This is a genomic window from Alphaproteobacteria bacterium (assembly GCA_019635875.1).
GTDB lineage: Bacteria > Pseudomonadota > Alphaproteobacteria > Reyranellales > Reyranellaceae > JAFAZJ01.
Genome location: JAHBYP010000002.1, coordinates 693,688 through 706,821, shown reverse-complemented (window position 1 = coordinate 706,821; position 13,134 = coordinate 693,688). Strand labels below are relative to the sequence as shown.

The following is a 13,134-nucleotide window of genomic DNA, read 5'->3' as shown; positions in this document are numbered from 1 at the left end:
CGCAGAATGAAGGCGAAGAACCTCGGCGAATTCCACGTCCGCAAATGGTACCTGCAGATCGAGGACACGCTCGCCAACGAGAGCGGTGTGCTCGCCGACGGCGAACCGGTGCGCAAGATCGTGATCGGCGCCGCGATCCACAACGCGTTCTCGGGCCGATTCGTCGAGGACCTGAGCGGCGCGGTTCGCGCATCCGGGGCGCTGGGTCAGGAGTTCGGCAACCGGTTGAAGGACGTCATCGGCAACGCCCGAGTCGCGAGCTACGGCAAGGCGTGCGTCGTCGGCGCGGCCGGCGAATACGAGCACGGCAATGCCCTGCTCACCACCGTGTTCGCCGATCCGGTGCGCCATGCGATCGGCGGTGGCGCGGCGTGGATTCCCTCCACCGGCAAGCGCGGCTCGCCCGGCACCGCCATCGACATTCCGCTCGCCCACAAGGACGAGCTGTACATGCGCTCGCACTACGACACCGTGAGCGTCATGTTCACCGATGCTCCCAACGCGGACGAGATCGTGATTGCCTTCGCCTTCGCCACGCGCGGGCGTTTGCACGCCCGTCTTGGCGGTCCTCGTGCGGAGCCCGGCTGAGCGATGGAGCGGCGCAGCTACACGGCCAGGGGCAGCACCGGACTGGCGCTCAGGGTCATCGAATGGGGCCCCCGGAGCGCACCGCCGGTCGTGATGCTGCATGGCATCAGGGGCTATGCCGAGACATTCTCGACATTGGCGGCGTCGCTGGCACCCGGCTTCCGCACGATCGCCTACGATCAGCGCGGGCGTGGCGGGAGCGACTGGGATCCCGCCCGCGAATACTACAACGACATGTATGTTCGCGACCTGGAAGCCGTCGCTCGGCAGTTGGAGCTGACGCGCTTCGATCTGCTGGGCCATTCGATGGGCGGTATCGCTGCCTACGTCTACGCGGCCGCCAATCCCGAGCGCGTCCGGCGGCTTGTAATCGAGGATGCCGGCCCGGGCGCATCGCGCGACAGCGCGGGGTCGGCCCGGATTCGTCATGAGTTTCTGTCTACCCCGACCTCGTTCGAAAGCTGGCAGGCGGCTGCCGAGTTCATGCGCAAGCTCAGGCCGAGCGTGACGGAATCGGCCCGCCAGGAACGACTTCGCAACATGCTGCGGCAGCGCGACGACGGGTCGTGGACGTGGCAGTACGACCATGCCGGCATCGCCGAAGCGCGTCTCAACGGCGATCCGTCGCGCGACGTGGATCTGTGGCCGCATGTCGAGGCGATCAGGTCACCGACGCTTCTCCTGCGCGGCCAACGATCGGACTATCTGAAGCCGGACACTGCCGAGGCGATAGGCAGGCGGAACCCGAGGGTCCAGTGGCGCGACGTTCCCGATGCCGGTCACTACGTTCACGACGACCAGCCGGAGCTTGTCTCGCGGTGGGTCAGTCTCTTCCTGAACGGATCTGGCGAAGACGCGTGAGGCGTCCGGCGCAACCCGGCCTCGCAAGCAAGCGGAGATTGTCCACCGGTGAGGCTGCATGGAGGCGGTTCACGACCGCCGTAGGGGTGGAAATAGTGCAGCATTGGCGGCCATCAAACATGCGAATCCGACAACCGTAGGGGTTCAGATAGGAGCGCGCGCTTTATGGCGGTACACCGGGACCAGTCACTCGAACTGGAGCACGCCGATGGCCCGCGACCGCAAGATCCCCTCTGATTTCTGGACCTGGGAGGCCGTCATCGACTGTGCGCCGATGACCCGACTTCTGTTCATCGGCCTGTGGAACTTCGCCGACGATTTCGGCGTGCAGCCGCTTCGGCCCCGCACCATCCGCATGCAGGTGTTTCCCGGCGACGCGATCGACAACGACGCCGTGCGGACCATGATCGACGAGCTGGCGACGCAGGGGCTGGTGCGGATCTACGAGGTCGACGGCGTGGAGTACGTCGCCGTCGTCGACTGGGGTCAGCTTCAGCGTGTCGGCAAGAACGCCAGGCGCCGCTACCCCTCGGCCCATGGCGACATGCCCTGTGCCGGCGAGGCGCCTGCGCGGACCATGGAAATCCATAGCAATGCCGAGACAGCGCCGACTCACGCGCCGCCCGAAGCGGAGCCCGATCGATCAGGACCAACTGTCATCCCGAGCGCAGCGAGGGATCCAGGGCCCGGGCTGGATCCCACGCTCCGATCGGATGACGGCCTGACGCGAACTACCGCCCCGTGAACAGGTCGCGGGCGATGGCGCCGATCAGGGCTTCGATCGACGGCGTGAAGGCGTCGTCGCGCAGCGAGAGCGCGAAGGGCAGGCTGCGCGCCGGCACCGCGGCGGCGAGGTCGTTGGAGAGAGGCCCGCGCTCGATCAGCGCCGTCGCCGGCGACAGCGCCAGCAATTCGGCATGGACCGATGCCGGCGCCTGCAGCGCCACGCCGACGCCCAGATCGGTCAGCGCCGCGACATGGCGCGCGACGATCCTGAGATCGTCGATCGCGGCGCCCGCCGCGCCATCGTCCTGCTCGGCGTAGACCAGCACGAGCTGGCCGGCGGCGGGCTGCTCGCCCTGCCAGCGCGGCAGCGACGGTGCGTAGGGTTTGGCGCTGGCGATCTCCAGCCGCGCCTCGTACTCGGCCAGGCCGTTGAGCCAGTCGCCGCGGCGCAGGCGGATGGCGGCGCGCCGCGCGCGCAGGGCCGCGTCGTTGGGCTTGAGCGTCAGCGCCGTGTCGAGGTCGCCCAGCGCGGTGATGTCGTCGCCCTCGGCCGCGGCCAGCTCGGCGCGCAGCGATAGGGCCACCAGCAGCCGCGGATCGATACGCAGGGCTTCCTCGACCTCGCCGCGCGCGGCGTCGCGCTGTCCGGCGGCGCGCAGCACATGGGCGTGGTTGAAGCGGATCGTGGCGTCGGTCGGCACCAGGCCTGCGGCGAGCGCGATATGCGGCAGCGCGTCGGCGGCGCGGCCCAGCCGCATCAGGCAGCCCGCGAGGTTGATGCGCGCGCCGACATCGTTGGTGCGCTGGCCGATGATGCGCTCGAACAGCGGCGCGGCGGCCGCGACGTCGCCGCCGCGCAGGCAGACCAGCGCCAGCCGCGCGACGATGGCGATGTTGTTGGGCTCGCGGGCAAGCGCCGCCTCGATATCGGCGCGCGACGGATCGTTCATGCGGGCTCCTCGGCCGGCGGCGGATAGAGATGCGTGTCGCCCCGGGGATCGCGCACCCGCGCGGCGCCGTCGGGCGGCAGGTCGACATAGCACGGGCCGACCGGCACCTTGCCGTGGCCGCCGGGGATGTCGAGCACATAGGTCGGCTGGCACAGGCCCGAGACGCGGCCGCGCAGCGCGCGCATCAGCGCCTGGCCTTCGGCGATCGACAGCCGGAAATGGCCGGTGCCGCGCGCCAGGTCGGGATGGTGCAGGTAGTAGGGCTTGACCCGGGCCTGCACCAGGGCGCGGAACAGCGCCTCGAGCGTCGCGGCATCGTCGTTGACGCCGCGCAGCAGCACCGTCTGCGACAGCAGCGGGATGCCGGCGTCGGACATCAGGCGCAGCGCCGCGCGGGCATCCTGCGTCACCTCGTTGGCATGATTGCAATGGATAGCAACGTAGATGGCGGCGCGCTCGGCGCGCAGCGCCGCCACCAGTTCGGCCGTGACGCGCGCCGGATCGGCCACGGGCACGCGGCTGTGCAGGCGGATCACGCCGACATGGGCAATGGCGTCGAGCGCGGCGACGATCTCGGCCAGCCGGCGCGGTGCGAGCATCAGCGGATCGCCGCCGGTGAGGATGACCTCCCAGATCTCGGGATGGTCGCGGACGTAGTCGAGCGCCTGGGTGAGCTCGGCACCGTCGAGCGCCTCGCCGCCCGGCCCGACCTGCTCGCGGCGGAAGCAGAACCGGCAATAGACCGGGCAGGCGTGCAGGGCCTTCAGCAGCACCCGGTCGGGGTAGCGATGGACGATGCCCTTGACCGGCGAAAAGGCGTGATCGCCGATCGGATCGCCCAGCTCCTCGGGCGCGACGATGCCTTCCTCGGCGGTCGGGATGTACTGCCGCGCCACGGGATCCGCCGCCGGATCGGGGCTGCGCATGCTGGCCAGCACGGCCGGCGAGACGGCAACGGCGTAGCGCTCGCTCACGGCTCGCAGCGCCGGATCGTCGGCCCGCGCGCGCGGCAGGGCGCCGAGGGCGACGAGCTCGTCGAGGGAACGGGCGGTCTTGGCCGGGACGGACATGCGGCCGCGGATAAACGCCGAATCGTGAACGCGGTCAACCCGTCCCGCCCCTTTGCAGCGGGCGCGCGAGAGGCCATGTTGGGAGGCGCACAGACAGGAGACCTGGAATGGCGACCAAGACCGCGCCGGCGGGCACCTACCCGGTGGAGAAGAGCGAGGCGGAGTGGCGACAGCAGCTCAGCGGCGATCAGTTCGCGGTGCTGCGCAAGCACGCCACCGAGCGCGCCGGCACCAGCCCGCTCGACAAGGAGTACGGCGCCGGCACGTATTACTGCGCCGGCTGCGGAAACGAGCTGTTCGATTCCGAGACGAAGTTCAATAGCGGCACCGGCTGGCCGAGCTTCTACGACGCCAAGGACGGCGCCGTCGGCACCACCACCGACCGCAGCTTCTTCATGACCCGCACCGAGGTGCATTGCGCCAAATGCGGCGGCCATCTCGGCCACGTCTTTCCCGACGGCCCCAAGCCGACCGGCCAGCGCTACTGCATGAACGGCGTGTCGCTGAAATTCGCCAGGAAGGACGGCTGAAGCGACGCGCCTCCCCGTCATCCCGAGCGCAGCGAGGGATCCAGGAAAGCCGCCTGGATCCCTCGCTGCGCTCGGGATGTCAGACGATCGACCCGCCCGCGCCTCAGGCGTTGGGCTTCGAGACCGGCGGCGGCGGATTGGAGCATTCGCCCGCCGATGCCGGCAGGGCGGCGCCGAGCGCCAGGACGGTGAGGACGAGAATCAGCGCGTTGCGCAACATGTGCATCTCCGCTGGAAGCCCGAGGCGGCGAGCTTGGCACAATCAGCGGGCATTGCCCAGCACCGGCCTGACCTCCCAGTCCTGCTCCGCGGCCGCCGCGCAGGGGCCGGTCCAGCCATCGAGCGCGCTGCGGGTCGGGATCGCCCCCGCGAAGTCGATCTCGTTGACCACGATGGCCGGCCCGCCGCCGGCCAGGAGCGGCCGGGCCACGATCGCAAGACTCGCCGCGCCGGCGTCCCGCTCGGCGCGCAGCACCGGCGCGGCCCTGAGCGGCCAGCGCCGGCCGGCCAGTTCCGGCGGCAGCGCGCAGACATATTCGCGCGCCGTCCATGGCGTGCTGTCGGATGCCGGCCGGGGATTGGCGATCACCAGCAGGCGCAGCACGCGCGGCCTCGCCTGCGCCGTGGCCGAGTCGCGCTGGAACTGCCGGCCGGGCTCGATCGACAGCGGCGAGTGGTCGCGCAGGTCGAGGGGATCGCTGGGCCGCAGCATGACCAGCCCGGCGCCGTCCCGGCCGAACGACATCGCGATCGGCGGATGGATGCGCCAGCTGCCCGCCAGGCGCGGCGCGGCGTGCTCCTCGCCGCTGCGCAGGCGCGGGGAGTCGATGTCGAACAGGCGCGGGCCGGGGCTCGAGTCGAGCGTCGTGTCGATCACCGACAGCCGCAGGCGCTCGTGATGGCCATCGCCCGGCGCGGTGTCGGCCTGCGGCGCTGCCGGGACCCTTTCGCGGCACAGGCCGCGGCTGTCCATGTGCGCCTCGCCCAGCCGGCAATTGGTCAGGTGGATTGCCAGCAGGGTCGTGTCGCGCGGCCGGCGCGGTGCGCCATCGGCGACGATCGCGGCCGGATAGCCGGTGCGATCCCAGCCGCGATGGCAGCCGAACTTGTGCGCCTGGCCGGTGACCCTGGTTCGCGAATCGAGGCAGGCCTGGTGGTGCACCGGCCAGCCCTCGAACAAGTGCCAGTCGAGCGTCGTGCGGATGTCCGGTGCCAGGCGCTCGGCGCGGCGCCTGTCGCGACGCGCCGGCAGCAAGCGCTGGACCAGCATGTTGTCGAGATCGAACAGGTCGCTGTCCGGCCGATGCGAGCAATAGCCGCGGGGCCCGTCGCACTTGCTGCGGAAGTAGAACTGCAGCGCCGGCTGCCCGGCGCCGACGCTCAACATGCGCGGCGGATGCTGGAAGCGCTTGTAGAGCTCGTGCGCGAAATCACCGCCGTCGGGCGTCCCCCAGAACCGCTTGGCCGCCTCGGGCTCGTCGGCCGCCTTCCAGTCGTGCGAGCGCATGCGCACGATGCGCCGGCCCTCGACGCAGAACTCGTACACGCGGACCTGGATCTGCTGGAAGTTGTAGCTGTCGGTGCCGATGAACGGCGCCACGATCTGCGCCCCGGCGGCGCAGATTCCGGCCGCCGTGCGGTCGACCGGCAGCAGGCCGTGCGCCGAGTGCAGGCGATGCTCGAAGCGGTCGATGTTGCTGCCGAAGCGGTACTTGATGCCGCCCGGCCGCGTGTTCGGGCCGGCCGGCCGCAGGGCGATGGTGGCGCGCGGCACGATCGTCCCGCCGGCGTCGCGATCGAAGCCGATCGGCAGGAAGATCGGACCCCAGCCGCACGGATCGTCGGTCGTCGCGCCGGGCGGGCGGCGAACGTCGACGGCGACCAGCACCAGCCAGTCGCGGCCCGAGCCGTCGATGTCGGCGACGACAGGCGCGTACGACAGGAAGTGGACCGAGCGCAGCAGATCGGTGACCCGGTAGGGCCGGCCGAGATTGTCGGCGCAGGCCCGCGCGCGCTCGATGTAGCGCGGGTTGAAGCGGCTCTCGTCATAGGCCAGCGGATCGCCGGTCTCGCCTTCGACCACGGCGATCGTCGAGAGGTCGAGCGTCATCGGCGGCGCTGCCCGCCAGCCGCCCGCGCCGTCGCGCTCGTGGATCACCAGCTCGAGCCGGGCGAGATCGGTGAGCGCGCGCACCTCGAGCAATTGCTGGCCGGCCGAGACGAAGCGGCCGGCGATCACCAGGTCGCGCGGCGGCTGGGCGCCGGCGTCGCTCTCGCAGTGATTGAGGAAATTGTCGCCGTAGAAGGTGTCGCCGAACACGTCGACCGCCGCCTTCATCCAGAAGCCGCGCGAGCGGCAGGACCGGATCGAGACGTCGTAGTGATTGTCGTCGTCCGTGACGTTGACAGCGCCGCGCGTGGCCTCGGCGCTGGCCCGGCACAGCCGGTTGATGTCGGCGAACATGTCGAGGTCGCAGTCCTGGCGCGTGCGGCCCGACGTGCCGGCGCCGTGGCCGTAGCAGAAATCGTGGCGCGCCGAGGCCTGGAAGAGCTGGCGCTCCAAGGTGCCGCCGGGCGTGCCGGCGAAGGTCAGGAAGAAGCGGCTGTCGGTGAAGGCCTCCGCCGAGCTGCGGATCGGCTCGCGATTGCCGCGGCGCAGGCGGCTGTTGCCGAGCTCGCCGCCGCACAGCCGATGATCGCCCGGCGCGGCCAGCGGCAGGCTCAGCGCCGCGATCCTCTCGTCGATGGTGGAACGGAGCACCGCGCGCAACGGGCCGGCGGCAGTCAGGTCGCGATCGCGCAGGCTCAGCACGCGATCCGCCGTCGTCACGTCGTAGTCGCTGCACGCCGCGACGAGGGCCAGCGACACGATCGCCAGCGCACGACGAACGAGCCCGGCCAGTGCGCGATCGAATGACGGCATCGCCCGATCCCCCGTCCCGTGATGGCGTCGGACAACCATCATGGGTTGCAGGGCAAGCGTATCGCGCGGGCGCGGCGCCCGCTACAGGCCCTTGAGGAACTCCACCAGCAGCCCGTTGACCGCCTCGGCGCGCTCCTGCTGCACCCAGTGGCCGGCGCCGTCGAGGATGTGCTTGCCGCGCAGCTTGGGCAGCGTCTGCGGGAAGGCGTCCATCTGCGCCTGGGCGGCGGGGAAGCGCAGCACGCCGTCGCGGCTGCCGGCGATGAACAGCGCCGGGATGGTGATCGGCTGGCCGCGCCACGGGCCGGCGAGCAGCCAGGTGCGCGTCAGGTTGCGATACCAGTTCAGCCCGCCGCGGAAGCCGGCGCGGGTGAACTCGGCGGTGTAGTAGTCGAGGTCCGCCTCGCTCAGCCATGGCGGCAGGGTCTGCGGATCGACCGTGTTGTCGAGCAGCCCGCCGCCCGGCGGCAGGATGGCGAAGCCCTTGCCCGGTTCCTGCATCTCGCCGCCGGCGGTGTAGTAGATGCGGCGCAGGCTGTTGCGCGCGTTCTTCTGCAGCTCGGCCTCGGCCACGCCGGGCTTCTGGAAGTACTGGATGTAGAACGTCTTGATGCCGCGCTTGAGCAGCGAGCTCAGGAAGTTGTGGTGGCTGGGCGGCGACCACGGCACGCTCATGCCGACCACGCCGCGGAACAGGTCGGGCCGCAGCAGGGCGCAGTGCCAGGCCACCGGCGCGCCCCAGTCATGGCCGATGACGACGGCTTTCTCCTCGCCCAGCGCCTTGAGCAGCTGGACCATGTCGCCGACCATGTGGAACAGCGTGTAGTGCTCGATGGCTTCCGGCGCCTCGGTGCCGCCGTAGCCGCGCATATCAGGGGCCACCACGCGGTAGCCGGCCTTGGCCAGCGCCAGGATCTGATGGCGCCAGGAGTACCAGCTCTCGGGCCAGCCATGGCACAGCAGGACCATCGGGCCGGTGCCGGCCTCGGCGTAGCGCATCCGGATCTTGTTGGCCTCGGCGCGCTTGAGCGCGATGCCGGGCACCGGCGAGACGAGCAGCGGATCGGACATCGAAGGCTCCGGCGAGAGGGGCGGCGATTATCGCGCGGCCGCAACACGGCGCGCACGCCATTTCATCGTCGCCGCGGCACCGGCGAAGATCGAGGCGAAGGCCAGCAGCGAGCCCAGCGACAGGGTCGACACGCCGCTCAGCCCCTGGCCGATGGTGCAGCCCAGCGCCAGCACGCCGCCGATGCCCATCAGCACGCCGCCCGAGATGTAGCGGCCGGTGGCGGCGGCGCCGTCGAAGCCCTCGAGCTTCATCTCGCCGCGCGCCAGTGCCACCAGCGCGGCGCCGACGGGGATGCCCAGCGCCCAGACGATGCCGAATTCCAGCGCGGCGCCGGTATAGGTCAGCAGGTAGATGATGGTCTGCGCCCACGGGCCGGTGACGGTGATGCTCTCGAGGTTCATGGGCTGGAACTCGTCGGCGCCGACGATGCCGGTGGCGGCGAAGCCGGCCGGCACCAGCAGGCCGATCAGCGCGCCGCCGACGAGATGCCTGGCTTCGACGCGCCGGCGCAGCACGAAGAGCAGCGCCGGTACCGCCAGCAACGCCACCATCAGCCAGCGTGCGATCGTGGCGGAGAGGCCGGTGAGGCGCGCGAGGATCGTCGGCAGGCTCTGGTCGGCGGTCGCGAGCGCCACGCCGGTGGCGGCGCCGAAGCTCTGGCGCGGTGGCGCCAGGATGCCGCGCAAGGTGGCGTAGGACACCAGGCCCATCACCAGCAGGGCCACGAGCGCGCGCAGATTGCCGCCGGCGGCCAGCACCAGCAGCCGCGCGCCGCAACCGCCGGTCAGCACCATGCCGGATCCGAACATCAACCCGCCCAGCACCGCGCCGCCCAACGGCACGGCGCCGGACAGGTAGATGGTCTTGCCGAGGTCGACGGCACCCGCGGCGGCCAGCGCCTCGACGCCGATCAGCGCGACGATCGCGGCCACGAGATAGCCGCGCAGGCGCGGCGCGTCGGGCCTGCTCAACGCGTCCTCGACCGCGCCGCGCACGCAGAAGCCCGACCAGCGCGCCACGGCGCCGAAGGCGACGCCGATGACGAGGCCGAGCAGCAGCGCCAAGGCGCGGGGGTCGAGATCGCCCATGGCCGCTGGCATAGCCGATGCGCCGCCGCCGGGGTAGGCTCACCACCGCATCAGGTCAGGGAGTTGCCGATGAACGCCGACGAGCTGCGCGCCACCCAGGCGCCGCTGAAGGACAGGTACCGGCAGGAGCCGCAGGCGGCGGTGATCACGCTGAAGGCCGCCGGCGATCTCGAGTCCGACGGCGTGGCCTGCAGGGTCGATACCGGCCGTGCCATCGTCGAGGCCGGGCTGCATCCCGCCACCGGCGGCTCGGGCCTGCAGGCCTGCTCGGGCGACATGCTGCTGGAGGCGCTGGTCGCCTGTGCCGGCGTCACCTTGAAGGCGGTGTCGACGGCGCTCGCGATTCCCATCCGCAAGGGCACGGTGCGCGCCGAGGGCGATCTCGACTTCCGCGGCACGCTGGGTGTCGCCAAGGACGCGCCGGTCGGCTTCCGCGACATCAGGCTGAGCTTCGATCTCGACACCGACGCCACGCCCGAGCAGCTGGCGACGCTCTACAAGCTCACCGAGCGCTACTGCGTGATCTACCAGACGCTCAAGAACCCGCCGCCGCTCGCGCTCAGCGCGCCATAGCGCCCATCCAGGCCACCACCTGCGTTGGAAGGCAAGCTATTGCCGACGGCGATGGGTGATCATGCGCTCGTGCAGCTCGCGGACGGCGCGGCTGCCGGTCGAGGTGAAGGTCCAGGGCAGCAGGCCGTGCAGCAGGCAGGCCAGCCCGGCGCCGATCAGGCGGAAGCCGAAGCCCGAGGCGGTGGCGAGGTGCTCGCCATAGGTCTCGCCGACCGAGGCGGGGTGGCTGCTGAAGAGGGCGGCAAGACGTGTCATGGCGATCAGGATACCGGCGTCGGAAGAAATCGGTTTGCGCAGTTTGCGCGTCCTGGCGCGGATCATGGAAAGTTTTCCTCGATTGGCCTATGATCGAGAAATGATTTCCCTCGATGCCTTCGACATCAAAATCCTCAACCTCCTGCAGCGCGACGCCACCCTGCCGCTGGCCGAGATCTCGGCCCAGGTCGGATTGTCGAGCACGCCGTGCTGGCGGCGCATCCAGAAGCTGGAGGAGGCCGGCGTCATTCGCCGTCGCGTCGCCCTGCTCGACCGCGATGCGCTGAACACCGGCGTCACGGTCTTCGTCGCCATCCGCACCCAGCAGCACAACGCGCGCTGGCTGCGGGACTTCGCGCGCGCCGTGACCGGCTTCCCCGAGGTTGTCGACTGCTACCGCATGGCCGGCGACATCGACTACCTGCTGCGCCTGGTCCTGCCCGACATCGCCGCCTACGACTCGTTCTACAAGCGCCTGATCGCCAAGATCGAGCTCAGCGACGTCACCTCGATGTTCGCCATGGAGCAGATCAAGTCGACCACCGAGCTGCCGCTGTCGTTCGTCAGGGCCTCGGCTTAGGTACAGAGCCGGAAACCGCCGGCCGGGCATCCGCGTTGTGACTTGCGGCGCCGCCAGCCGGGCGGCCCAGGGGGAAGAATGGGCGAAGGCTTGCCGCCGAACATCCACGCCGCGGCGGTCATGGCGGTGGCACTGATCGCCTTCGTCTTCTACAGCCGCGAACGCATCCCGCTGCAGACCACGAGCCTCGGCGTCCTGGTCGCGCTCGTGGCGGGGTTCAGCCTGTTTCCCTTCGCGCGCGAGGGTCGCGCCCTGACGGTCGGCGACCTGGTGTCTGGCTTCGGGCACGAGGCGCTGGTGGCGATCTGCGGGCTGATGATCCTCGGCCGGGGCCTCGTCGTCACCGGCGCGCTCAGGCCGCTGTCGCGCCAGCTTGCTCGTGCTGCGCAGGCGCAGCCGCGGCTCGCCCTGCTCTATGTCCTGCTGCTCGCGGCGGGGCTCAGCGCGGTGATCAACGACACCCCGGTCGTGATCCTGATGCTGCCGGTGCTGATCGAGGCGTCGCGCCGCGTCGGCCGGCCGCCGTCCGGGACGCTGCTGCCGATGAACTACGCCGTGCTGGTCGGCGGCACGACGACGACCATCGGCACCTCGACCAACCTTCTGGTCGTCTCGATCGCCGCCGACATGGGCGTGCGCCGATTCGCGATCTTCGACTTCACCCATGTCGCGGCAATCGCCGCCGTCGTCGGCCTGCTCTATCTGTGGCTCGTGCTGCCGCGCCTGCTGCCCGAGCGCGCTTCGCCTTTCGGCGACGCTCCTCCGCAGATATTCGAGGGCGTTCTCTATGTCCGCGAGGGCGCCGGCGTCGGCCGCACCCTGGCGGAGCTGCGCGATGGTCCGGGCGCGGACGTGCGCGTGCTGCGGGTGGTGCGCGGCGAGGGGCTCGAGCTGGTGCGCCTTCCCGACCTGAGGATCGAGGTCGGCGATCGCCTGCACGTGCGCGGAACGGCGCCCGACCTGCACGAGCTCGGCGAGCGCTTCGACCTCGCGCTCCACGACGTCGATGCCCCGCCCGAGGACGAAGCGACGGAGGACGGACTGCAACCGTCGGAGCAGCGTTTCGCCGAGCTGGTCGTCACCGATGGCTCGGTGCTGGCCGGCACCACCCTGCGCGAGTCGGGCTTCTCTTCGGCGTACTCGATCATCGCCATCGGCCTGCATCGCGCGGGGGAAGACCCGTTGGGACCGACCCAGGACATCGCGGCGATCCGACTGCGGCCCGGCGACATCCTGCTGGTGCAGGGCCTCGCCGAGGATCTCGGCCGGCTGCGCGCGCAGACCGGCCTGCTGCTGCTCGACCGCAGCTACGACTTGCCGCGAACGCGCCTGGCGCTGCCGGCGATGGGCATCATGGCGCTGGTCATCGGCCTGGCGGCGTTCAGGATCGTGCCCATCGCCGTCTCGGCGCTGGGCGGCGTGCTCGCCATGCTGCTGATCGGCTGCCTGCGCTGGCGCGACGTCGGCGCGGCGCTGTCGCTCGAGATCGTGCTGCTGATCGCCGCCAGCCTGGCTCTGGGCGCGGCGCTGACGGCGACGGGTGCCACCGACTACCTCGCCGGCGCGCTGCTGGCGGCGACCCGCAGCGCACCGCCCTGGGTGGTGCTGGTCTCGCTGATGGCCGGCATGGCGCTGTTCAGCAACTTCGTCTCCAACAGCGCCGCCGCCGCGGTCGGCACGCCGATCGCCGTCAGCGTCGCCCATCAGCTCGGCGTGGCGCCCGAGCCGCTGGTGCTGGCGATCCTGTTCGGCGCCAATTTCAGCTACGTCACGCCGATGGCCTATCAGACCAATGTCCTGGTGATGAGCGCCGCCGGCTACCGCTTCTCGGATTTCGTCCGCGGCGGCCTGCCGCTGGCCCTGCTGATGCTGGCGGTCTACGGCATCCTGCTGCCGGTCTTCTTCCCGTTCTGACGCG

At 70.7% G+C, this 13,134-nt stretch carries 13 protein-coding genes; 7 read left to right on the top strand and 6 right to left on the bottom strand.

Translation table 11 applies throughout. The features are described 5' to 3' along the window. Window positions 1-6 precede the first annotated feature (6 nt). From KF889_09575 to KF889_09565, 3 genes are all read left to right on the top strand, one after another. Window positions 7-588: an amino acid synthesis family protein gene (locus tag KF889_09575; protein ID MBX3499682.1), complete on the top strand. Its 582-nt coding sequence runs from the start codon at window positions 7-9 to the stop codon at window positions 586-588. Between the two features lie 3 nt (window positions 589-591). Beyond that, a complete protein-coding gene (locus tag KF889_09570; GenBank protein ID MBX3499681.1) occupies window positions 592-1,449 on the top strand; it encodes an alpha/beta fold hydrolase in 858 nt (285 codons plus the stop codon). Window positions 1,450-1,657: 208 nt separating this feature from the next. Next, on the top strand, window positions 1,658-2,194 hold the full coding sequence (locus KF889_09565) for a hypothetical protein (GenBank protein ID MBX3499680.1): 537 nt from the start codon (window positions 1,658-1,660) through the stop codon (window positions 2,192-2,194). Here KF889_09565 and KF889_09560 read toward each other — a convergent pair. Together KF889_09560 and KF889_09555 are read right to left on the bottom strand one after the other, a co-directional pair. After that, window positions 2,181-3,125, bottom strand: a complete 945-nt coding sequence (locus KF889_09560) for a hypothetical protein (protein ID MBX3499679.1) — start codon at window positions 3,123-3,125, stop codon at window positions 2,181-2,183. The two genes, KF889_09565 and KF889_09560, sit on opposite strands and share 14 nt — an antisense overlap. Continuing rightward, window positions 3,122-4,195 (bottom strand): lysine-2,3-aminomutase-like protein, encoded by a 1,074-nt coding sequence (locus KF889_09555; protein MBX3499678.1) that lies wholly within the window; start codon window positions 4,193-4,195, stop codon window positions 3,122-3,124. Before KF889_09555 ends, KF889_09560 begins: the two co-directional genes overlap by 4 nt. A gap of 107 nt (window positions 4,196-4,302) precedes the next feature. On the opposite strand from KF889_09555, the gene msrB reads away from it, so the two are divergent. Next, window positions 4,303-4,725 carry a peptide-methionine (R)-S-oxide reductase MsrB gene (msrB, locus tag KF889_09550; protein MBX3499677.1) on the top strand — a complete coding sequence of 141 codons (423 nt, stop codon included), beginning with the start codon at window positions 4,303-4,305 and terminating at the stop codon, window positions 4,723-4,725. A 262-nt stretch (window positions 4,726-4,987) separates the two neighbouring features. On the opposite strand, the gene KF889_09545 is transcribed toward msrB, so the two are convergent. The 3 genes from KF889_09545 to KF889_09535 form a co-directional block, all read right to left on the bottom strand. Next, window positions 4,988-7,648 (bottom strand): hypothetical protein, encoded by a 2,661-nt coding sequence (locus tag KF889_09545; protein MBX3499676.1) that lies wholly within the window; start codon window positions 7,646-7,648, stop codon window positions 4,988-4,990. A gap of 81 nt (window positions 7,649-7,729) precedes the next feature. Then, entirely contained in the window at window positions 7,730-8,719 is a 990-nt protein-coding gene (locus tag KF889_09540; GenBank protein ID MBX3499675.1) for an alpha/beta hydrolase, read from the bottom strand. Window positions 8,720-8,746: 27 nt separating this feature from the next. After that, window positions 8,747-9,820, bottom strand: a complete 1,074-nt coding sequence (locus tag KF889_09535; protein ID MBX3499674.1) for a YeeE/YedE family protein — start codon at window positions 9,818-9,820, stop codon at window positions 8,747-8,749. Between the two features lie 57 nt (window positions 9,821-9,877). Between KF889_09535 and KF889_09530 the strand changes: the two genes are divergently transcribed. Beyond that, window positions 9,878-10,381 carry an OsmC family protein gene (locus KF889_09530; GenBank protein ID MBX3499673.1) on the top strand — a complete coding sequence of 168 codons (504 nt, stop codon included), beginning with the start codon at window positions 9,878-9,880 and terminating at the stop codon, window positions 10,379-10,381. Between the two features lie 36 nt (window positions 10,382-10,417). Here KF889_09530 and KF889_09525 read toward each other — a convergent pair whose 3' ends face one another. Then, window positions 10,418-10,636 (bottom strand): hypothetical protein, encoded by a 219-nt coding sequence (locus KF889_09525; GenBank protein ID MBX3499672.1) that lies wholly within the window; start codon window positions 10,634-10,636, stop codon window positions 10,418-10,420. Window positions 10,637-10,736: 100 nt separating this feature from the next. On the opposite strand from KF889_09525, the gene KF889_09520 reads away from it, so the two are divergent. Together KF889_09520 and KF889_09515 are read left to right on the top strand one after the other, a co-directional pair. Continuing rightward, the gene (locus tag KF889_09520) at window positions 10,737-11,216 is read left to right on the top strand and encodes an Lrp/AsnC family transcriptional regulator (GenBank protein MBX3499671.1); all 480 of its coding nucleotides are present in this window, start codon (window positions 10,737-10,739) and stop codon (window positions 11,214-11,216) included. Window positions 11,217-11,294: 78 nt separating this feature from the next. Continuing rightward, entirely contained in the window at window positions 11,295-13,130 is a 1,836-nt protein-coding gene (locus tag KF889_09515; GenBank protein MBX3499670.1) for an SLC13 family permease, read from the top strand. The last annotated feature ends 4 nt before the right edge of the window (window positions 13,131-13,134 follow it).